Annotated in this window: 24 protein-coding genes and 1 pseudogene; 6 read left to right on the top strand and 19 right to left on the bottom strand. The window is 53.1% G+C overall.

Translation table 11 applies throughout. The features are described from left to right. Nucleotides 1–61: 61 nt before the first annotated feature. Nucleotides 62–697 (top strand): LysE family translocator, encoded by a 636-nt coding sequence (locus DK870_RS14940; protein ID WP_161548979.1) that lies wholly within the window; start codon nucleotides 62–64, stop codon nucleotides 695–697. Nucleotides 698–724: 27 nt separating this feature from the next. Here the strand turns inward: DK870_RS14940 and DK870_RS30010 are convergent, their stop codons facing one another. The 13 genes and pseudogenes from DK870_RS30010 to thrC all read right to left on the bottom strand — a co-directional run bounded on the left by DK870_RS30010 (nucleotide 725) and on the right by thrC (nucleotide 12,579). After that, a complete protein-coding gene (locus DK870_RS30010; protein ID WP_372241675.1) occupies nucleotides 725–1,489 on the bottom strand; it encodes a methyl-accepting chemotaxis protein in 765 nt (254 codons plus the stop codon). Between the two features lie 93 nt (nucleotides 1,490–1,582). Beyond that, nucleotides 1,583–2,617, bottom strand: a pseudogene (locus DK870_RS30005) (cache domain-containing protein); the annotation flags it as partial. Between the two features lie 32 nt (nucleotides 2,618–2,649). Further along, complete coding sequence (locus DK870_RS14930) at nucleotides 2,650–3,153, bottom strand: Lrp/AsnC family transcriptional regulator (RefSeq protein WP_161548978.1); 504 nt, start codon at nucleotides 3,151–3,153, stop codon at nucleotides 2,650–2,652. Between the two features lie 12 nt (nucleotides 3,154–3,165). Next, on the bottom strand, nucleotides 3,166–3,927 hold the full coding sequence (locus tag DK870_RS14925; RefSeq protein ID WP_161548977.1) for an ABC transporter ATP-binding protein: 762 nt from the start codon (nucleotides 3,925–3,927) through the stop codon (nucleotides 3,166–3,168). Between the two features lie 52 nt (nucleotides 3,928–3,979). Further along, nucleotides 3,980–4,690 carry an ABC transporter permease gene (locus DK870_RS14920; RefSeq protein ID WP_161548976.1) on the bottom strand — a complete coding sequence of 237 codons (711 nt, stop codon included), beginning with the start codon at nucleotides 4,688–4,690 and terminating at the stop codon, nucleotides 3,980–3,982. Beyond that, nucleotides 4,687–5,415: an ABC transporter permease gene (locus DK870_RS14915; protein ID WP_161548975.1), complete on the bottom strand. Its 729-nt coding sequence runs from the start codon at nucleotides 5,413–5,415 to the stop codon at nucleotides 4,687–4,689. The genes DK870_RS14920 and DK870_RS14915 overlap by 4 nt, the downstream gene beginning before the upstream one ends. A gap of 51 nt (nucleotides 5,416–5,466) precedes the next feature. After that, nucleotides 5,467–6,249 (bottom strand): transporter substrate-binding domain-containing protein, encoded by a 783-nt coding sequence (locus tag DK870_RS14910; RefSeq protein WP_060752886.1) that lies wholly within the window; start codon nucleotides 6,247–6,249, stop codon nucleotides 5,467–5,469. 173 nt (nucleotides 6,250–6,422) lie between these two features. Further along, nucleotides 6,423–6,740 (bottom strand): multidrug efflux SMR transporter, encoded by a 318-nt coding sequence (locus tag DK870_RS14905; RefSeq protein ID WP_041021439.1) that lies wholly within the window; start codon nucleotides 6,738–6,740, stop codon nucleotides 6,423–6,425. Nucleotides 6,741–6,881: 141 nt separating this feature from the next. Next, the gene (locus tag DK870_RS14900; protein WP_139645610.1) at nucleotides 6,882–8,084 is read right to left on the bottom strand and encodes a PLP-dependent aspartate aminotransferase family protein; all 1,203 of its coding nucleotides are present in this window, start codon (nucleotides 8,082–8,084) and stop codon (nucleotides 6,882–6,884) included. 51 nt (nucleotides 8,085–8,135) lie between these two features. Continuing rightward, a complete protein-coding gene (locus DK870_RS14895) occupies nucleotides 8,136–9,554 on the bottom strand; it encodes an aldehyde dehydrogenase family protein (RefSeq protein WP_161548974.1) in 1,419 nt (472 codons plus the stop codon). 2 nt (nucleotides 9,555–9,556) lie between these two features. Continuing rightward, the gene (locus DK870_RS14890) at nucleotides 9,557–10,606 is read right to left on the bottom strand and encodes a homoserine dehydrogenase (RefSeq protein WP_161548973.1); all 1,050 of its coding nucleotides are present in this window, start codon (nucleotides 10,604–10,606) and stop codon (nucleotides 9,557–9,559) included. Nucleotides 10,607–10,723: 117 nt separating this feature from the next. Next, the gene (locus DK870_RS14885) at nucleotides 10,724–11,161 is read right to left on the bottom strand and encodes an Lrp/AsnC family transcriptional regulator (protein ID WP_027606629.1); all 438 of its coding nucleotides are present in this window, start codon (nucleotides 11,159–11,161) and stop codon (nucleotides 10,724–10,726) included. A gap of 14 nt (nucleotides 11,162–11,175) precedes the next feature. Beyond that, a complete protein-coding gene (gene thrC, locus DK870_RS14880) occupies nucleotides 11,176–12,579 on the bottom strand; it encodes a threonine synthase (protein WP_104993647.1) in 1,404 nt (467 codons plus the stop codon). Nucleotides 12,580–12,806: 227 nt separating this feature from the next. Between thrC and DK870_RS14875 the strand changes: the two genes are divergently transcribed. After that, nucleotides 12,807–13,289 carry a DinB family protein gene (locus DK870_RS14875; protein ID WP_161548972.1) on the top strand — a complete coding sequence of 161 codons (483 nt, stop codon included), beginning with the start codon at nucleotides 12,807–12,809 and terminating at the stop codon, nucleotides 13,287–13,289. A gap of 55 nt (nucleotides 13,290–13,344) precedes the next feature. Here DK870_RS14875 and DK870_RS14870 read toward each other — a convergent pair whose 3' ends face one another. Continuing rightward, nucleotides 13,345–14,238 carry a dihydrodipicolinate synthase family protein gene (locus DK870_RS14870; protein ID WP_161548971.1) on the bottom strand — a complete coding sequence of 298 codons (894 nt, stop codon included), beginning with the start codon at nucleotides 14,236–14,238 and terminating at the stop codon, nucleotides 13,345–13,347. A 29-nt stretch (nucleotides 14,239–14,267) separates the two neighbouring features. Then, a complete protein-coding gene (locus tag DK870_RS14865) occupies nucleotides 14,268–14,963 on the bottom strand; it encodes a B3/4 domain-containing protein (RefSeq protein ID WP_041021433.1) in 696 nt (231 codons plus the stop codon). A gap of 160 nt (nucleotides 14,964–15,123) precedes the next feature. Between DK870_RS14865 and DK870_RS14860 the strand changes: the two genes are divergently transcribed. After that, a complete protein-coding gene (locus DK870_RS14860) occupies nucleotides 15,124–15,726 on the top strand; it encodes an XRE family transcriptional regulator (protein ID WP_041021432.1) in 603 nt (200 codons plus the stop codon). Nucleotides 15,727–16,412: 686 nt separating this feature from the next. Then, nucleotides 16,413–16,646 (top strand): hypothetical protein, encoded by a 234-nt coding sequence (locus tag DK870_RS14855; RefSeq protein WP_027616433.1) that lies wholly within the window; start codon nucleotides 16,413–16,415, stop codon nucleotides 16,644–16,646. 437 nt (nucleotides 16,647–17,083) lie between these two features. Here the strand turns inward: DK870_RS14855 and DK870_RS14850 are convergent, their stop codons facing one another. Next, on the bottom strand, nucleotides 17,084–17,461 hold the full coding sequence (locus DK870_RS14850) for a termination factor Rho (RefSeq protein ID WP_073637659.1): 378 nt from the start codon (nucleotides 17,459–17,461) through the stop codon (nucleotides 17,084–17,086). 304 nt (nucleotides 17,462–17,765) lie between these two features. After that, a complete protein-coding gene (locus DK870_RS14845) occupies nucleotides 17,766–18,905 on the bottom strand; it encodes a glutathione-independent formaldehyde dehydrogenase (RefSeq protein ID WP_104993644.1) in 1,140 nt (379 codons plus the stop codon). Nucleotides 18,906–19,130: 225 nt separating this feature from the next. On the opposite strand from DK870_RS14845, the gene DK870_RS29685 reads away from it, so the two are divergent. Beyond that, nucleotides 19,131–19,334 carry a hypothetical protein gene (locus DK870_RS29685; RefSeq protein WP_045792439.1) on the top strand — a complete coding sequence of 68 codons (204 nt, stop codon included), beginning with the start codon at nucleotides 19,131–19,133 and terminating at the stop codon, nucleotides 19,332–19,334. 7 nt (nucleotides 19,335–19,341) lie between these two features. On the opposite strand, the gene DK870_RS14840 is transcribed toward DK870_RS29685, so the two are convergent. Then, nucleotides 19,342–19,590, bottom strand: coding sequence for a hypothetical protein (locus tag DK870_RS14840; RefSeq protein WP_078828233.1), 249 nt, complete (start codon nucleotides 19,588–19,590; stop codon nucleotides 19,342–19,344). Between the two features lie 4 nt (nucleotides 19,591–19,594). Then, complete coding sequence (locus tag DK870_RS14835) at nucleotides 19,595–20,305, bottom strand: glycosyltransferase family 2 protein (RefSeq protein WP_161548970.1); 711 nt, start codon at nucleotides 20,303–20,305, stop codon at nucleotides 19,595–19,597. Nucleotides 20,306–20,496: 191 nt separating this feature from the next. Between DK870_RS14835 and DK870_RS14830 the strand changes: the two genes are divergently transcribed. After that, entirely contained in the window at nucleotides 20,497–20,751 is a 255-nt protein-coding gene (locus DK870_RS14830) for a hypothetical protein (RefSeq protein ID WP_078828231.1), read from the top strand. The last annotated feature ends 294 nt before the right edge of the window (nucleotides 20,752–21,045 follow it).

Below are 21,045 nucleotides of genomic sequence, written 5' to 3'. Positions count from 1 at the left end.
TGACGAATAGCTTATGAACACTTAAGCTGCGAGCTATTACAAGCAGCTCGAGGGTCGACTGATGTCATTTGATTTCCACCACCTTCTACTCGTTTTTACCGCCTACATTGTTGGAGCGGCAAGCCCGGGGCCCAGCAATATGCGGATCATGGGCGTTGCCATGCACCAAGGCAGAAAACCTGCGCTGATGCTTGCAGCCGGAGTGATCAGTGGTTCTTTTTTTTGGGGATCGATGGCCGCCACAGGCGTCTCGGCCATTCTGCTTCAGTTCGCAGAGGCACTCTTCGTGCTCAAGATCGTCGGCGGAGCATACTTGCTGTTCCTAGCCCTGAAAGCGGGACGTTCTGCCCTGACACCTGACGAGAAAATTGAGAAAGCGCTGGGCGCAGCACCGCCTATCTCGGGTTTTGGCCTCTACCGGCGGGGCTTGCTTATGCACCTGACCAACCCAAAGGCATTACTGGGTTGGATCGCCACGATGACGCTCGGCCTGGGACCACAAGCGACACCTGAAACAGTTATGATCATCCTGGCTGGCTGTGCCGTGTTGAGCATTTCTATTTTCTGCGGTTATGCGATCGTTTTCTCCACGGCACCGATGATTCGGGGTTATCGCAGGGCGCGCCGATGGATTGAAGGCACCCTTGCGTTGGTCTTTGGCGCAGCAGGTTTTAAGCTGCTGTTCTCGCGCGCGTGATTCTATGCCTGCTCTTGTAGGGATGGCCTAAGTTCGAAAGCCATCCACCAGCTGCTTGAGTCGTGTGGCTTGTCGTTCAAGATCGTCACAAGCAAGCAGTGTGGCCTGCAGGTTTTCCACCCCTTCCTGGTTGAGGTTTTTGATCTCGGTGATGTCGATGTTCAGTGAACCGATGACCGAAGTTTGCTCTTCAGTTGCTGTCGCCACCGACTGGTTGATTCCGTCAATCTCGCCGATGCGCTGACTGACGCTGCCCAGCCGCTCACCGGCCTGGTTGGCGATAATCACGCCGTCCTTACTGTAGCGCTCGCTTTCGTTCATGGTGAGTACCGCCTCACGTGCGCCCATCTGAAGCTCTGCAATCATTGTATGGATCTCTTGGGCTGACGTCTGCGTGCGGTAAGCCAGGCTGCGAACTTCGTCAGCTACAACAGCAAACCCACGCCCGGCTTCACCCGCCCGCGCGGCCTCGATCGCGGCATTGAGTGCCAGCAGGTTGGTCTGTTCGGAAATGCCCTTGATGACTTCAAGAATTCGACCGATATTTTCGGTCTTACCATTCAGCGACTCTATGTTGCTGCATGACGTGCGGATTTTTCCAGAGAGCGCGCCCATGGCATTTATCGTTTGGGTCACCACCTCGCGGCCATCTTCAGCCTGGCACCGGGCATCCGACGCCTGAAGGGAAGCGTCACCCGCGTTACGCGCGATTTCCTGGGCCGCCGCGCCGAGTTCGTTAATCGCGGCCGCAATACTGTTGGTGCGATTGGCCTGGTCGTCCGAGTTCGACATTGACGCACTAGAGGTCTGCGTTACACGCCTGGCCACTTCATTGACATGCTCGGTAGCAGAAGACACTTCACGTATTGAGTGCTGAATACGTTCCACGAAAAGGTTGAAGTCTGCGGCCAGTTCTCCGAACTCATCTTTCGAATGCGCACTCAAGCGGCGGGTAAGGTCGCCCTCTCCCTGGGCGATATCCCGCATGGTTGTACCTATCAACCTCAGGGGCCGCATCAGTACGCGAATAAGCAAGCCCAGCAAAAGCAGCGTGGTCGCAACGGCAATAACCATCGACAAAATGGCGGAAGTGCGAAAATCATCAAGTGCCGCATAAGCTTTGCTTTTGTCGATGGACAAACCGATATACCAGTTCACCGAAGGCAGTCCCTTGATCGGCGAGAACATCAAAATTTGAGGTTTTCCGTCCTGCTCCGTCTCGCTGATATGGGAGCTAAGTGATGGCGTGTTCAGGGGGTAAATATCGCTCAATTGCTTCATCACCCGTTCTTTTTCTGGATGAACCAACACCCTGCCATCTGCGTTGACCAGAAAGGCATAGCCAATTCCACCTAGGTCGAGCGAGCTGACAATGGTCGCCAGCGTCTCCAGTGTAAGATCCCCGCCTACCACTCCAAGCGGCTGGCCGTCCTGACTGACCGGCGTTGCAATGGTCATCATCAGTTGCCCTGTCGTCACATCGAGGTAAGGCTCAGTCAGCGTTGTCCCTCCTGCAGCCATTGCGTCTGTATACCAAGGCCGGGTGCGAGGATCGTAATCAGCAGGTAGATCGTCCTTTGGCCGGATGACGAAACTACCGTTACGACTGCCTAGATAAGTGAAGGTAAACGTCGATAGCAACGACCTCTGCTCCAGCAGCCGCGTGATGTTTTGCGACGCGGGATCATTGGCAACCGTCTGGGCAACATGATCTATTAGAAGTACCCGCCCAGAGAGCCAGGACTGAACGCTTGCAGCCGTTATCTTGCTCAGTTCCTCTAGGTGGTTTTCAAGGTTCGAGCGAATGGTTTTGCGCTGGATCGAGTCGTTGTAAAGCGTAAAAAGCGAAAACGCTGCGACAACAACGAATGATGCTGCAAGCAATACCTTATGACTGAACTTCAGGTTCGCAATGATCATGGTTTATCTCTAGGCGTGAAGTGTTGTAATTGTTATTCGATACCAAGGTGCGTCGATGAAGGCTTGATGACGGCCAGCTGTGGATAGGCCACCAGTTTCTCGAGGTGCAGTTCAATGCTCTCCAGCCATGATTCAGTGACTGATCGGAAATGCTCCATATCCCGGCAGCGTATTCGGAGGCAGTAATCAAGCGCACCACTCACCAGGTGACACTCAATGACTTGCGGGCAAGCACTGACAAGCGCCTCAAATACCTTTTGCGTGCTGCATCCCCTGCCCTCAGCCAGTGTCACTAGAACCACCAGTGATAAACCGGGTAATAGCTTGCGCTCGTCAATAAATGCCCCGTAACCGCGGATGACGCCCAGCCTCTCCAGCTTGCGAACGCGTTGCTGACAAGGGCTCTCGCTCAAGTGCACCAGTGAGGCGAGTTTTTTATAGGTGATGCGCCCATTGCGGCGCAGTACGTCGACGATGGCCGCGTCGATGCGTCCCAAACCCTCATGGGCCGCGTGGTTCTTTGTTCCGCTGGTCATAGCCAAAGCATTTCACTTAAGCCCGTTGGACAGAAACTGCTGCAGGCGCTCGCTTCTGGGGTTATCCAGAATTTCAGGTCCGCCCTGCTCTTCAACCAGTCCTTGATGAAGGAACAGCAGTTGGTTCGACACTTTGCGTGCAAACCCCATTTCATGGGTCACCATGATCATGGTGCGCCCCTCTTCAGCAAGCCCCTGGATGACTTTGAGCACCTCGCCCACCACCTCAGGGTCAAGCGCCGAGGTGGGTTCGTCGAACAGCATGACTTCCGGCTCCATGGCGAGGGCGCGGGCGATCGCTACCCGCTGCTGTTGACCACCGGAAAGAAATGCAGGGAACTGATCGGCAACACGGGCAGGCAAGCCGACTTTATCCAAGTATCGCCGCGCACGGTCTTCTGCGTCTTTTTTGCTGACGCCTAGCACCCGACGCGGGGCAATGGTGATGTTTTCCAACACGGTCATGTGTCCCCACAGGTTGAAATGCTGGAAGACCATGGCCAAGCGGGTACGCAGTCGTTGCAGCTCGCGGTCATCCGCCACACGTAATCCAGCATGATTTTTAACCATGCAAATTGGTTTGCCATCCAAACTCATGGCACCGTCGTTGGGTGTTTCGAGAAAATTGATACAGCGCAGGAATGTACTCTTTCCCGAACCGCTCGCGCCGATCAGGCTTATGACATCGCCCGTTTTGGCGTGCAGGGAAACACCCTTGAGTACTTCATGGGTACCGTAACTCTTGTGTAGTCCGTCAACCGTCAATTTGTACATGTTCGCAATCATCCTCTAAGCGGGTTGGGAGCGGCCCTGTCAGATACAGGGCTCAGTGAGTCGGCCCTAAAAAGGCCAGCCAATGACGTTCGGCAATTCGGAACAATCCGACCAACGCAAAAGTGACCGTCAGGTAAATCAGTGCCGCAATCCCAAACGATTGAAAGGTTAAAAAGGTCGCCGAGTTCGCGTCACGGGCAACTTTGAGAATGTCCGGCACCGTGGCGGTGAATGCCACCGTGGTTGAGTGCAGCATCAAGATCACTTCGTTGCTGTAATACGGCAGCGAGCGACGCAAGGCTGACGGCATGATCACAAACGCATAGAGTTTCCATCCCGAGAGGCCATACGCTTTTGCCGCCTCGACTTCGCCATGAGCGATGTTGCGAATGGCCCCGGCAAATATCTCGGTGGTGTAAGCGCACGTGTTCAGAGCGAAGGCAAGAATGGTGCAGTTCATTGCATCGCGAAAGAATGCGTCCAACACAGGCTGAGCGCGTATTGCGGCGAGGCTGTAGATTCCGGTGTAGCAGATCAGCAGTTGGATGTAGAGCGGTGTCCCCCTGAACAGGTAGGTATAAAACTGCACTGGCCAGCGCACGTAAAACCTGGAGGACACGCGTGCGATGGACAATGGAATAGATACGATAAAGCCGATGAAAAGCGATGCGCTGAGCAACCATAGTGTCATGGCCAGACCAGTGATTTGCTGGCCATCGCTGTAGACGAATGACCTCCAGTACTCCTGCATTAGTTCGATCATCGCACTGCCTCCCGTAAACCCGCGGCGTAGTGTTTTTCCAGACAGCGCAGGACGAAGTTGGAGATGCTGGTGATGATCAGGTAGGTCAGTGCAGCCAGTACCAGGAAAAAGAACAATTGATAGGTACTTTTTCCTGCGTCCTGGGCAGCCTTTACCAAATCAGCCAGGCCGATGATCGACACCAATGCGGTGGCTTTAAGAATTACCATCCAGTTATTACCCAGCCCCGGGAGGGCAAACCGCATCATTTGCGGGAATACCACAAAGCGAAAACGCTGGGCGCGACTTAACCCATAGGCAGTAGCGGCTTCGACCTGTCCACGGGGTACGGCCAGCATGGCGCCACGGAAAGTTTCGGTGAAATAGGCGCCGTAGATAAAACCAAGGGTGATGATTCCTGCGACGAAGGGATTGATTTCGATGTACTGCCAGCCCAATGCCACTGTGATGACCGTCAGCCAGGTTTGCAGGCTGTAGAAAATCAACAGCATCAGCACCAGATCCGGCACCCCACGAATCAGTGTGGTGTAGAGCTGCGCGGGCATACGCAGCAGCTTGAGACTGGACAGTTTAGCGCTGGCGCCCATCAACCCGAGCAATACGCTAAGCAAAAGAGAGCACAGGGACAGCTTGACGGTCATCCAGGCGCCTTCGAGCAGCAGCGGGCCGAAGCCTTGCAAGCTGAATGCAGAGAGCCCCAATACGCCTAATAATGTTTCAAACATGATCAACAACCTATAGCGAAAACGCCCATCCAGCGGACGAGCGCCGGGTGGTTATTTGCCGCTGTAAAGATTCAGATCGCCAAAATGCTGCTTCTGGATCGAATCATAGGTGCCATCGTCGTGAAGAGCCTGGATCGCTTTGTCCAGCAAGGCCTTGAGCTCTGTATTGCCCTTCGCGATGCCGATGGCTGTTTTGGAGGGAAGATAAGGGCTCTCGACCGACGGGCTCATTTCGTAGTCAGCGCCCTGGGGGGAGTTGATAAAACCCAGTTGGGCTTGAAGCGCATCCTGAAGGGATGCATCCAGCCGACCCGCTACCAGGTCGTAATACACCTGATCCTGGTTCTGATAGGACTGGATTTTTACCCCGGCTTTGTCCAGCACGGCCTTGGCGTAAGCTTCCTGGATACTGCCTTGAAAATAGCCAACCGTTTTGCCTTTGAGTGATGCCACATCCGTGCTCAGGTCCGACCCCTTCTTGAACACATAGGACGTGAATCCGGAGAAAAGCTCGCTTGAAAAATCAATGGCTTTTTCACGAGTGGCCGTCACGGTCATGGATGACAGGATACCGTCGAACTTGCCGGCCCTGAGGCCTGGAATCAGGCCATCAAAATCGCTTTCCACCCAGATGCATTTGACTGAAAGCTTGGCGCAAATCGCGTTGCCCAAGTCAATATCAAATCCCTTGAGGCTGCCATCGGCGGCCTTGGACTCAAACGGCGCGTAATTGGCATCTACGCCGAAACGCAAGGTGGAGTATTCTTTGGCAGACACTGCACTTGTGCACAACGCCAAGCCCATTACTAAACATAGCTTCTTTAGCGAAATCATAATTACATCCCTAGATATTGTAGTTGGATTAAGGGCAGTAAACATCCGACAGCATTAACCATGACGCTCGTTATTATTTAACGAGACCTGCGTCTCGACTTGAACGTCACCTGAGTACGGCGACTTTACGAATATGGCAAATTGAACGTTATCACGAGCAAAATGCTCGCCTTTCAAGCAGACACCAATTTCATCATTAACAATCCACTGACAATCAATACGGCGGCCACGATACGCAACAGCGTGGCGGGTTCACCCATGAAGAAAATACCCGCAGCAAAAGCCCCCACAGCGCCGATCCCCGTCCAGATGGTGTACGCCGTACCCAGCGGCAAGCTCTTCATCGAGAAGGATAAAAGCGCGAAACTGGCAACCACGGTGACAAATGTAATGACCGTGGGCACCAATCGCGTAAACCCTTCAGATTGTTTCATCGAAAAAGCCCACACAACTTCAAATATCCCCGCAACTATCAAACTCACCCAAGCCATGAGTAACTCCCAATCAATAAAAACACCAAGACTGTTTGTGCCAGGCGCAATTAACACGTCAACGTTATTAAAAAGACCCCCTCGAGGACGGGGGTAAAGACGGGTTGACCAAACCCTGGTTACATAGCGCCCGTATTCAAATCACTTGAATGTTGCGTCCAGCGCGAACGCAATATCCTTGATCAAGTCTTCTGGGTCTTCCAGCCCTACAGAAAACCGCAAATGACCGTACTGGCGGAACTCTTCGGGGTACTTGTCAAAGCCACCTCGACCCTCTGCACCTACGTGCACGATCAGTGATTCGTCATGCCCTAATGAAACGGCCGACGTGATGATGCGCAGGTTCGAGACAAAGCGATTCTGGGTATCAGGATCACCCTCAACGGCAAACGCCATCACAGCACCATAGCCCTTGCCCGCAAATTGCCGGCGCGCCAACTCATGCTGCGGGTGGGAGGGCAAACCGGGGTAGTAGACGTAGGCAATCCGATCATCGCTATCCAGAAACTGAGCCAACTTTTCGGCCGAGTTCAATAATTGCTTCAAGCGCAGAGGCAACGTGACCGAGCCGCGCATGATCATCCACGCGTTGAACGGCGAAATGGTCGCGCCGAGGTCAACCAAGGCATCATTCTTGATCTTGTTGATCAACTGGTTGGAGCCGATCACTACCCCGCCCATCGCATCACCATGGCCATTGATGTACTTGGTCAATGAGTGAATGACGAAGTCGACACCGTGTTGACTTGCACGAAAAAATGGAGGCGGCGTGAATGTGGCATCCACAGAGATCAGCGCGCCATGGGCGTGCGCAATCTCAGCCAATGCGGCAATGTCAGCAACTTTCGTGGTGGGGTTGGCGATCGTTTCAGTGTGGATCAGCTTGGTATTGGGGCGAATGGCGTTACGTACCGATTCCAGGTCACCTACGTCTACGAAGGTTGCCTCAATGCCGTAACGTTCAGGCAGTAGTTCGGCGAAAAGCCGCCAGACTGCCTGGTAGGTGATGTCACTGACGATGACGTGATCACCACTTTTCAAGAATGAAAAAAATACCGAGTGCAAGGCAGCAACACCGGTCGCGAATACTACCGCGTCTTCACAACCCTCAAGGGCTGCGAGTTTTTTCTCAAGGCAAACCTGGTTGTGGCCTTGATTGCGTGTGTATACGAGCCCGTCCGGGCTCGACCAGTCCATGGTCGCCGGATCTTCCGGCAAGAGATAGGAGTTCGCCATGACCAATGGTGTACGGACGGCGCCACTGGTGACATCCGCGACATTGCCGCCATGAACAGCAAGTGTCGCTGCAGATAATGTCGAAAGGTTGTGCTTATCGGGGCGCATGTCGTTTCCTCTTTATTGTTGTGTGTTTCATTCTTGAGTTGTGAGAGTTGCTTAGCGTCCACTCACACCGTTAATGCAAACGACCTTGGGTTGCGTCATGTCTTCGTAAGCGAAACGTATGCCCTCACGACCCATGCTCCCGTACTTGAAGCCGCCGAAAGGCATTGCATCAAAACGATAGTCGGAAGAGTCGTTGATCATCACCCCGCCCGCCTCCAGGCGTTTAGCGGCGGTCATTGCAACCTTCAGATTGCTGGTGAAGATCCCAGCATGCAGGCTGTATTCAGGTTCGTTAGCCAGCGCCAATGCTTCATCCAGGGAGGCGACGCTCTGAAGGATGACTACCGGACTGAACACCTCTTCGCACCACAACTTGCATTGGCGGTCGACGCCTTCCAGCACGGTAGGTGAATAGAGCGAGCCGTTACATGTGTTGCCAAACAACAACGTGGCGCCTTTGGCAATGGCGTCATTGACCACTTCCTCGGTACGCTTGGCTGACGCCTCGGTAATCATCGGCCCTACGTCCGTCTGCTCATCAGCAGGGTTGCCGACGATCAACTTAGAGGTCTGTTCAACAAAGCGCGTTTTGAAGGCTTCATAGAGTGAGGCCTCGATGAGGATCCGTTGGGTACCGATGCAGTTTTGTCCGGCCGCCCAGAAAGCCCCCGACACGCATGAATCAACGGTTTCATCCAAATCACAATCAGCCATCACGATGACCGGCGCATTACCGCCAAGGTCCATCGCTAGCTTCTTGAGGCCAGCTGTACGAGCGATCTGCTCACCCGTGACAAAGCCGCCGGTGAAAGACACCATGCGCACCGCACGGTGGGCCACAAGCGCCTTGCCCAGGGCGGCGCCGCCTGTTGCGACGGTGACAACAACCGGAGGCAGACCCGCGTCGATCAAGCACTCCACCAGCTTGATCGCTGATAGCGGTGTGAGCTCAGACGGCTTGAGAACAACTGCATTTCCTCCTGCAATGGCAGGCCCCAATTTATGCGCGACCAGGTTAAGCGGGTCGTTGTAAGGGGTGATGGCGACGATGACGCCCAACGGTTCACGGGTGAACCAGCCCTGGCGGGACTCAGACCCGACATAGGCGTCAAAAGGAATGACTTCACCGGCATTGCGCTTGGCTTCTTCGGCAGACAACTTCAAGGTATTGACGCATCGCAACACCTCCTTTCGCGCCTGCTTCAGCGTTTTTCCTGACTCCGCGACGATCAGTTTGGCAAAGGAGTCCTTGTCACGCTCGACTGAGCTTGCGGCCTTTTCCAAGATACGCGCACGCTCATGACGTGGCAGATCCTTGGCAATCAAGGCACCTAAAATGGCGGTGTCAACTATCGTGGTAGCGGATGATGCGGGTATGTCTGCCACTTCACCCACTTTGCTGCCGTCAAACGGGCTGAGCACCGTAATGGCCTTATAATCAGCAGCGAGCGAGAGACTCAAGCTATTCATGATTACTTACCTGACGTGGTTTTGTGGTTGTGGATGCTTACGATGTCGGCGAGCAAGGCAAATGCGGTTTCAAAACGACCTGCCCCCGCACCCACTACAGTGACGGGACCGAGAATGGCCGTGTTGAAGGTAATTGCGTTGGTGGCTCCGCTCACGGCTGAGAGCGCGTCGCTCGCCGGCAAGAGTTTCGGACTTACCGATGCTGAAATCGAACCATCGCTGCGTTTCTCTGCGCTGCCAATCAGCTTCCAGCGGGCATTTGCTTTCGACGCCTCGGCAATATCCTTGGCCGTGATTTCAGAAATCCCTTTGCACAGGACGTCGCTTGGTTTGAGTTTTGCGCCTAGCAGTTCATTGGCGAGGATGACAACCTTCAAGCGCACATCGTGCCCTTCTACATCCGCTGTTGGGTCAGCTTCGGCATACCCCAATTCCTGCGCTTTTGCGACAGCACTGGAGAAGTCCAACCCCGTCTCCATGCTGGAGAGGACAAAGTTTGAAGTACCGTTGAGGATCCCCTTGAAGCCGGTGATTTCCGAGCCTGCCAGTGACTCCTTGGCCAAACGGATAACCGGGGTCCCGCTCATGACAGAACCTTCAAATTCAAAGCGGGCGCCGGTGCTATCGGCCAGCGTCTTCAAGCTTTGTGCATGCAGCGCCACGGGCCCTTTGTTGGTGGTCACGACACTGACGCCCTTTTCCAGAGCCCAGCGGCAGAAGGTCGTAGCCGGTTCACCATCCACAGGATTGGTGAACGTTGCCTCAGCGACAATATCGGCGCCAGAGAAGCGGATAACGGTTTCGTTTGCCGGCTCAGCAGTCCCGCCGGCCAGGGTCCTGAAACTGCCTTTAGCAGCAGGCACTGCTGCCAATTCACGAGCGTCCAGTCCGTCTTTGTTAATGATCGAACCGAGGTAAAGGTCACTGACACCGACAATCTTCAAGGTAAAACCTAATTCATCGGCCCAACGCGAATTCTTATCGGCAATAAGCTGGGTCAGCGCGCGGTTAACGCCACCAAATCCAAGCAACGCAATTTTGTATTCAGTCACGACAGGGTTCTCATTGTTATGTTGTGGTGCTGAGATAGTAAGCCGCCAACTTAACTTTACGAATATGGCAAACAGAACGTTGTTGCGAGCAAAATGCTCGAACAACAGCGCAACTTGCTATTTTGTGCTCGACAGAACAAAAGACGTTACGGTATTCAGGACTCCCGGCAGCGTCGAGATCTCACTCCATACCCTGTGGATACGATCTGCATTCATCGCCTGAACCGTCAGTACAATATCGAGGTCGCCACTCATCACATTGCAGGAAATAACTTCAGGCATTGCACCAACGGAACGAACAACTTCTGAATCTCGCATACGATCCTTACGATAAACGAAGATTAATGCATTAATGGGTCCTGCATCAGCTGAAGGCATACCTTTAATAATTGTGTAGCCTCGGACATACCCATCGCGCTCCAATCGCTCAATCCGCAGCCTGACTGCGTTCCTGGACAAATTGACTTTTAGGGCAATATCGTTGTGGGCCAACCGTGCATTGCGAGTTAGCTCCTCCAAAATCTTTTCATCAACTTTATCTAAAACACGTTTCATCTCTGGCTCCGGACTTATAACGAGTGAGACTCCGTGTCTTTTGATAATGCCCTGACCAGTGAGATCAGCGACCTGACGTCGTTGGGAATTGAAGTACAGTCTTGTTCAGCAACTACAGGAACACCAATTGTATTTAGGTGGCCAACAATCTCTGGCTTTTGGGTTGCAGTGCCAACTTTCGACGGATGTGTGGTTGCCAGGCAAATCATGGGGATCATCAAGCTGCGTCTGCTTACACGTGCAGCGCGCAAGCCGATGGCGGTATTGGGACTGACCAGATATCCACTCTCTGCAAAGACCTCATGAATACAACTGAATGCGTCTGCATCGTCCACAGCCAGTGAGTCAAACAGTTTGCGTGCCTCCAACCATTCATCCTGCGCTAACTGAATAGTTCCCTCGCCTTCTAGCAACTGCATATTACGAGCTACTTTTTCTCCGCATCGATTTAAAATGCTCCACTGTAGGCGCTCAAAATTAGAGGCTAATGAAACATTCATCGTGGGAATTTTGGTAGCACGAATTTCATTTCGACTGTACAGATTTGATTGGAGAAAGTTATGCAGTCCGGCGTTAGTATTCGTGGCAACGATAAGCTGTCGAATCGGCAGTCCCATTTGCTTGGCAATATAACCAGCGTACAGGGCGCCAAAATTTCCAGTCGGGACACTGAAAGCAATCTCTCTTTTAGGCGCACCGAGCTGAAGAGCAGAATAGAAATAGAAGGAGAGGTGCGCAAGTACGCGAACCCAATGCACTGAGTTGAACGAAATAAGATGCTGCCGTGCATTATTACTTTGTTTCAGGAACTGCTCACACAAACGATGACAATCAGAATAGTCTCCGTCGACCGCAACATTCACAACATTATCTTCGTGCGTACTCAGTAAGCGTATGCGATCCTCCGCCGTTAACCCCATGGAAGGATGCAATACCAACAACGTAACGCCCTTCATTCCCGAAAATGCTTTTATTGCTGCGGCGCCAGTATCTCCACCTGTACAACCTATAATCAGCGCCTTCTTACCAGACCTGAGTAAATCATGATCGATAAAGCGAGACATCAACTGAAGGCCAACGTCTTGGTAGACGCCTGACGGCCCATGAAACAATTCGAGTATCCACTCGTTACTTGCGGTCTGGTACAGCGGTGTCACTGCGTTGCTTTTAAAACAATCAAAAATCTCCTCAAGCATCCGAGACAACAGATCCTGCTCGATCCATCCCCCCAGAAAGGGCTCGATTACGTAGCGAGCCAATTCATGGAAGGGCAACCATTCGAGCTTTGAGAGCTCCTCCTTTTTGAAGCGGGGAACCTTGTGCGGCACGTACAAACCACCGTCAGGCGCGTACGCCCCCATCAGCACCTCGCTGAATTCGTACGTTCTACCAGGGGTCCGTGTGCTGACGTATTTCATGATCCAAGACACCCTCAAGCCATTTCCGAGCCGGCCGCCTGCAAGCTGGGGCTTCTGCGGAATTCAATGCGGTAGCGTTAATCGCCTTTGATCCAGCTTCATACCAATGACCATATATCGACTATTATATCTCGCTAACGGTATTCCGTTCCCGTTACACGACCCCCCTTTTGTCCAAGCCCATGGGATGTGCGAGGGCCGACAATGCTTAGAAATGGGAGAACACCATGTGTGCCAAGAATCTGCTGCACTCGCTTTATCAGTACAAGGCATGGTCTGAGGATGTGTTATTCAGGTGCTTGAAAGCGCCCATTTCGCAGTCGTTTCCTTTGGAAATGGAGAAGGCCTGTTATTGGCTCAGGCACATCAATATTGTGGACCAACTATTCATCGCCAGACTGCAGGGAAAACCGGAGGAATTTGACGACGTCGTCACTGAGCAGCGGCAAGACATTCGTCAGTTGGAAGAGGCTTTCACAGCGGCAAATCAATGGTTTGTCGATTACACGAAATCAGTCACTGCAAAGGAGCTGTCTGAACCGGTGGAATTTATTTTCAAGGATGGCAAACCCGGCAACATGACCAAAGAACAAATCCTTGCTCATGTGCTTTCTCATGGCCTGCAGCATCGAGGAAGTGTTAGCACGATCCTACCCAGGGAAATCCTGGAGGGACACCAAGATCATTTCACAACGTATTTGAAACTGTAGGCAGTTGGATTTCTGCCTCCTCAACCATGATGAGGCAGAGTGTTCACCGCAGTGCTCAGCTCAATTCGAGCGCGTCTATCACCGCTGCAATTTGCTTGCGTCCTTCCCCTTCGATGGTTCTAAGCGGCAAAGGCACGCTCGGAGAGTGAGTAATGCCGCGTAGCTCCGCTGCAGTGGCTATCACGCGAAAGCTACCGCCAAATTGGCTGAACAATGCCCAAAGCGGCTTCAAGGATTCGGAGAGGCGCATAGCCTCAAAGGCGTCACCTGACAATGCTGCTCGTGTGATGGCGAGCGCCGTATTGGGGAACAAACCGCCCATGACCGAATACCAGGCATCGCAGCCGGCATTCATTCCAACAGCGGCAAACGCATCGCCGCTTATTCCAATAGTCACGTGACTCGGAATCAATTTCCGCAGGCGCTCCACACGCTCCCTGGCCAGATGTGGCGCCTCGGGGACGCCAGGGATTTTGATTGAGCTGACATTGGGTAGCTCTGCAATACGCCCGTGTAACTCATCGGTAAATTCGAAATGAGTGGTACCAGGATTGTCATAGACACATAGCGGGATTGAGACGTTGGCCGAAACCATTTCGTACATCGAGAACACATCGTCCTGAGTCAGTTTTTGATATGACACGGGTGGCAGCAGCAAGGCTTTGACCCCCACGGCTTGCGCATCCTCAGCCAGCAGCAAAACGTCGCGTGTACGCAGCGCGCCGATGCTCACCATCACAGGCACGTCCTCCGCGGCCTCTACTGCCAACTGAGCAACTCGAGAACGTTCGGCTCGAGAAAGATACGCATAGCCTCCGGTGGATCCTAGAGCCCCGATGGAATCTACTTTAGCTGCCACCAATTGCTGCACAAGACAAGTAAAAGCATTTTCGTCCACACCCTGCTCATCCATAGGGGTCAGAGGAAATGCACTAAGACCGGTAAACATCGTCATCACTCCTTGCAGTGGTCTATGGACTATTTGGCCCCAGGACCAATCAGTGAGCTTTCGATCTGGACGCCTGGCATCATTTGCTGCAACCCTTCGATGAGTTTGTCCCCCGCTTCCGTCAGGGCTTCAAGCGGCATCGCCGGCAGACTCTCCAGAATGAACCACATGCTTCTCGCGTCAGCACCGAGACGTGTCCTGACACCTTGCCGCCAATTCCAGCGACGGCAGGTCACGCCTTTGTCATCGCGCCAGACAACCTCGCCGGCATCCGGATACTCGAAGGCAGCAGCCCCCTCTTTCATCGTGTCAAAAGGCTCAGTGCCATCAGCGACTACAAGCCGTGGGGAGCCCACATAGGCTTCAATGTTTTCCCCGCCAACCGGGATGGCGTACTCAATGCTGATTGCGTTGTAGAGATCGACGATGGGATCCAGGCTAGGCAAGCTGCCGTCACGTAAAACTCGTTTACGCAGCGCTTCAGCTGAACAAGGTGTTCGCTGCGGCTTGGCCCCAAACTTTCGAAAGGTCTCAGCCCATGCAGCCAGATGGCCTTCTCCCCAGCTTGGCCCACCTTCCTGCACAGCCTTGCAAGCACGGTCCAGCGCAGCCTGGGCCACCTCAGGATGAGCCAGTGGTGCAGCTTCCACCACGATACTCAGGGCCCTGAACTCCGGCGCCAGCTCGGCAACGGCTTGATCGATTAACGGCAGTACGGACAGCATCAAAAACCTCCAGGAACCTAAATGTCATTTCATGCTAGTCAGCGACGACCAATAAAGTCAATATAATGACCATTATCATCTACTATAACGGCTGAGCCGATTGACGGAGCTACTTATAAAGGCCGAGAATCCCAGCACATTTTTCTCATGACCTTCATCAATGACCACCAATACCAGCCTGTCGACTACCCCTGGCGCTGATGCTCATGCCGTCAGCCTGGCCGTTGCGCGCACACTTAAACAGGCACGCAAAACACAGAAGATCACGCTGGATGAACTTTCCCGCCGTGCTGGCGTGAGCAAAGGAATGGTTGTCGAAATAGAGAAATGTACGGCGAACCCCAGTATCGGCATCCTTTGCAAAATCGCCGCCGCGCTGGGCCTGTCCGTTGCAGACATCGTCAATGTGAGCGAAGCCCCGTCCGCCCATATCATCGACAGCCAAGACATCCCCACGCTCTGGACCGGGGACCTGGGAGGAACGGCGCGCCTTCTGGCTGGAACGTCCGGACCAAATATGATCGAACTGTGGCGTTGGGAAATGCACCCAGGCGAATCCTTCTCTTCACAGGGGCATCCTCAGGGCACGCTTGAGCTGTTTCATGTGGAAAAAGGCGCGCTGAAATGTGTGGTAGGGGAAACAGAGTTGGTCATTCCTGCGGGGAGTTCGGCAGTGGCCAAAACCGATGTTCCCCATTCCTATTCCAACGCTGGCAGATCCAAGTTGGTATTCACTATGTCCGTGACCGAGATGCATCAGTAGATAGCAGCAGGCTGGCCTTCAGTAAGCATCTGCAAAGTGGACGAACCTGCCAATTTCAAAGGGGTTGTTGCCACTGAACCCGATCAATTACTGCGGTGGATCACCGCCAGGGCGCGCATTCACAATTGCTCGAGCAGCGCATGTGACTGGGGGCAAAATTGGGGGCACATTTAGCATTTTACAGCCTAAGAACACTGTTCTAGAGCCTAGTCAAAATGTTTTTTGGAAGCTCTGAAAACGCCACGAAAAAATCCACAGGTACTCAGCTCTTTGAAAAGCCTCTTCAACCCCGAATCGACAAAGCTAATTGACCGTTCATCGGTTCACTTGAATGCTCCCAAGACTCATCGGTCACTACAGCGATGGGTACATTCCGGAATTTCCGGCGAGACTCATCGCAAGGCGAGCGTATGAGCGGAATCGATGATTTCAGATTCAAGTCCCACTACCTTTTAATTGAGCTAGATGCGGCAACCAGCACGATGATGATGCTTGTTTCTTCAAGGAGGTTGCGGGAGCCAAGTGGGATGCCGCAGCTTTGCGTCATCATGAGGCCTTTCATGCCTGGAGCTCATTTCTAAATGTCCCCTATGATCACTTACGTGGTTCGACGCAGTCGTCTCACTAACTGAAAGGCGGACAGTTCTTTAGCCCGCTGCAACCGTTAAGAATTAGGGTGGAAATCCATGTTAGGCGCCAGTAAAGATACTCACCCCGCTAAACATGTATCGGCTCATTTACTCGCCCTGATTGCGCAAGCACCTACCGCAGTTGAAGCGTGGATCCATAATATTCGCGCGCAGGAGTTGATATTGAATCTTCAAGTTACAGAGGCCATCTCCAAGCTTGATGGTGATAATCTGAGGATCCTGTACAGGGTGGCGCTTGAGAAGCGTCTCCATAAAATTGCGAGCGCGTAAGGACGAAATCATCTTAGGCCATAGCGCGGGCAAGACGTCCTTGTTGGCGGTAGCGGTTGAGCATTTACGAGCTTTTGGCGTCTAGGAGAGGCCCTTTGGCCTAATGGGCGATGCTTTACCGCTAAGGCAGAACTTCGCGGGCCGTATCTGCGACAGAGTAGCACTGGTGGTGCTCTAGAGACGATCTTCGAGAACCCTGAGCAAATCAAGCAGGGGCTGGCTAGGCTGAAGGCTCAAGGATCTATCTCAAAGCTGTGCTCACGCGACTGCCGACGCACCGAAATGCTACTTAATCACGCAAGGTGTGTTGGGCAGGCGCATACGGACCGGTGGCCCCTGAGGGGTAAACTTGGCCAGCCAGCGCCGTTACACCGAAGCGGCCAGCGTGAATTCATTGGTCGCACCGCTCATGCCACGTGGTCACTTCGGTTAAGTCCTTAACTCACCTCATTCAGCGCCTTGATCAGTTCGATCTTACGCATAGTCGAACGCCCGGCTATTCGGTGTTTACGAGCTCGCTCCATAAGCTCATTTTTGCTCATATCCTCTAATCGCTGGTCAGTTCGCGGAGCACCCTGTCGTGTTGCTGCAGCTCGCCGGGCTGATGATTCTCGGGCTTTAGCCTTTTTTGCTTTGGTGGTTTTCTGCCCAGACCCACCCTTCCGTTCGCCGCCACCTGACTGTTTATTAACTGTTCCCCAAGCACGACGTGCTGCTTCATCTTCGGGAACCCCTTTAGCCTCGTAGCTATCTTCGATATGTTTCGCTTTGCGTTTTTGGTTATCGGTGTACTTGTCTTTATCCCCGCGCGGCATGATCGCATCCTCTTAGTGGCTGAGCACATTGCCTACATTAGTGGAGCATCCAACCCAACATTTTATTGTCGTCAAAGGGTTTTGGCCCAGCGGTTCATAACGGTCTGGGCCATCAATTATCGCTTACTGTCGTCCGACTTTCCTTCCTGCATCTGTACAGAGGACTTGGTACCGCTGGAGTTGTCTTTGGTTGCATTGTCGGCGCTGTCAAAGCATCCATGAAGCATGAATACGCTGCAAAAGCCCAAGCACATACTCAACTTTTTCATGATCGTTTACCTACTAGTGAATTTGGCTGTTCATTTCAGGCTGCTGGCTTGAGTACGACCTTCGTCCAGCCATCGTCACGTGCGTCGAAGTGCTTATAGGCATCTGGGCCTTCGGCGAGCTTGAGTCGATGAGAAATGATCTGAGATGGTTTGGCACGACCGTGATGGATAAGCTCGGCCAAGCGACGGTTATAGACTTTGACGTTAGCCTGCCCAGTTCGAATCTGCTGCCCCTTGAACCAGAAAGCGCCGAAGTCGAAGGCCATCTTGCCTTCTTTGGCCAGTTCATTTTTAGCGCCTGGATCCTGCGGTACAAACACTCCAACGACACCGATGCCCCCCGTCGCTTTTGTCGAGGCGACAAGGTTATTCATAGTGAGATGATTGGCCTCATGACCGTGGCGGTCGCAGCATTGGTAACCAACACACTCACATCCTCGATCGGTGCCTTTGCCGTGAGTCAGATTTAAGATTTGGTCCACTGCCTCTTTCTCAAGCGAGTTGATGGGCGTAGCACCCATCTGAGCGGCGAGCCTTAAACGGTCGGGATGATTGTCGACCACGAACACCTGAGAGGCGCCCTTGATGATTGCTGAGTGGGCGGCCATTAAACCCACCGGGCCTGCGCCGTAGATGGCAATGCTCTCCCCAGGAAGGAGGCCCGCCAGCTCGGTTGCATGCCAGCCCGTCGGGAAGATGTCGGACAGCATGACGTAGTCTTCTTCACGCTCTTGCGCATCTTCTGGCAGCACCAGGCAGTTGAAGTCTGCATAAGGCACCCGAAGCAGTTCGGCCTGCCCTCCCTGATAAGGGCCCATGTCAGCGAACCCGTATGCAGCACCCGCGCTGCCTGGGTTAGCGGTCAGGCAGAATCCGGTCAGACCTTTTTCACAGTTTTCGCAAAAGCCGCAGCCGATGTTAAATGGCAGGCATACGCGGTCGCCTACCTTTACCCGATCCACACCGGCGCCAACTTCGATGACCTCGCCCAGATTCTCATGGCCAAACACTCTGCCGGTTTCGAAAGAGGTTCGGCCTTCATACATATGCAGATCAGATCCGCAGATATTAGTGGCCGTCACCCGCACCAGAACGTCGGTGGGTTTTTCAATTTTGGCGTCCGGCACATTTTGCACACTGACGTCACGAGGGCCGTTGTAAACGATGGCTTTCATAGCGTTCTCCCAGAGGCAAGACGAAAGGGATTTTTCGTCAGCACATGTTTAATCTGTCCGAGAGAGCAAATCCTACGTTCAACAAATTCGAGCCATGCCTGACGAACGGTACATCCCAAAATCGCTCAAAAAATCTGAATTATTCGCCCTCATATCCCTCTCTTTTTTATCGATAGAGATTGAGAGGTTGGCTTGAGTTATCTGGATTGGGTTCAGTGGCCAGCCATGGCAGTGACAGTGATCGCCGCGTGGCTTATCGGGTCTCAACGCCCCGCGAGAAGAATGGCCGGGTTCTTCTGTTTTATTTTGAGTAATGTGCTATGGGTCATTTGGGGGGCTTATGCGGAGGCCTACGCACTGATCGTGCTGCAGATCTGTCTTTGCTCGATGAACCTACGTGGGTTTAAAAAGAACTTTCAGAATCAGTAGGCGCGATTCATTCGGAGGCCTGGCGACCGCGCTGATTTTTCCTGAACCCACGAACATTCATGCCAAGCAAAATGCACTCGAGCATAATCAATCCGAAAGCATTTGTGTGCCATCCCCAGATAACCCATAGCGCGTTGCTGAGGATAAACCCCCAAAAGGCAATCATGCGTCGGCGCGGTTGTTGAGAACCGATATACCAAGCTGACATGACAGTCACTATCATGGCGGGCCATTGCACCCAATCAATCAGATCCACCAGTTCACCCAGCTCCGAGGCCAGAATCTGAACCTATGGACGGCTCGACACCTTTGTCGGTATTGGGAGGCATAAGGGAAGCCAGATAATCTCCAAATCCGCCCCGGCACTTGTAGTCTCGGCGTGCACTGGTGAGCACAGGATTGGTGGCTGTCCAGACAATACGTGCTCCAATCCTCTCGAGGTCTGCAACCAGTTGAACATCCTCGTGTGCCATCAAATGCTTGAACCCACCAGCGTTCTGATAAGCCTCGGCACTCAGGCCGAGATTGGCCCCATGGATATGGCGATGGTTCTCGATGAACTGGTACAACGCCAGGTATTGAGTGCGAACCGTCTCGCCGTATTCTCTCCAGCTGTCGACCTCAACTGTTCCACACACCGCGTCAGCGTCAAACTCAATCTGACGCGCTAGCCAATCGGGCGGTACAACGGTATCGGCATCCGTGAAGGCAAGCCACCGTGCACCAGCTTTCAGTAACTGCTCAGCACCTACAGCTCTCGTCTTACCCACGTTTTGAAAGGAGACACCAATCGACTGTATGCCCATCGCCGCGACCATTGCCTCCGTGCTATCTGAGCAGTCATCCAAGACGACAAGTATCTCGACCAACTGATCTTTTAGCGACGGGTGTTCAACCGCGAGGTGTACGGACTCAAGGCATTGGCTGATATAGCGTTCTTCGTTATGAGCAGGTATCACGATCCCTATCATTTTCTCTCCCTTATCTCGCGACGTGTGCCCAGCAATCGACACCGCCCTGATAAGGAAGGTTTAAAGAATCTATCGTAGCGAGAGCAGCTCCCTCTAAAGGAACGTTTCGGAGCGCTATTATCCTGCCAGTATTTACGCCGCGGCATTCTGAACTAGCCTTGTCGTGTTTAGGCTTTTAATGCGGAGAACTGATGGACACGCTAACCAAAGTGGAGGTTGAAGCAGCCCTTTCCGCTCGCCTTCCTAACTGCGCAGTTCACTGTGCGTTCAATCCCGACGGCAGCCTTTCGGTGACCGTGACGGCGCACGACGCTGATCAGTTCACCATCGCCAATATCAATCGCGCCCGCTATCACGGGGAATCAGGAATCAATAGGCTCATACGGGAAATACTGGAAGAAATGGTCATATCGAGACAATCTTCCAGGCGCTCATCTGTGGGGTAATAAACAGGAATTCATATGCCGGACTCTACTGAAGCGACGATGCATTCAATCAAAATTGAATACCTAGTGGACACGCTGTTCGGAGTGAATCCACTCGCAAGCGAGTACAGAGCACGCATAATACGCAAAGCGTCCGGATTTCAGCTGCAAGTCGCACTGCCGTGGCCTTGCGAGCTACAACATGCCCACACACTTACCTTCGAATGGGAGGGCGGCTCCTACCGTGGGGTGGTGCACCACACTGAAAAACTTCCCAGTGGAGAGCTGCTGTTGGACGTCGCCCCACAAGCTCAG

The sequence above is a fragment of the Pseudomonas sp. Q1 genome (assembly GCF_009935975.1).
Classification (GTDB): domain Bacteria; phylum Pseudomonadota; class Gammaproteobacteria; order Pseudomonadales; family Pseudomonadaceae; genus Aquipseudomonas; species Aquipseudomonas palleroniana.
This window is presented reverse-complemented; position numbering and strand designations above follow the sequence as displayed.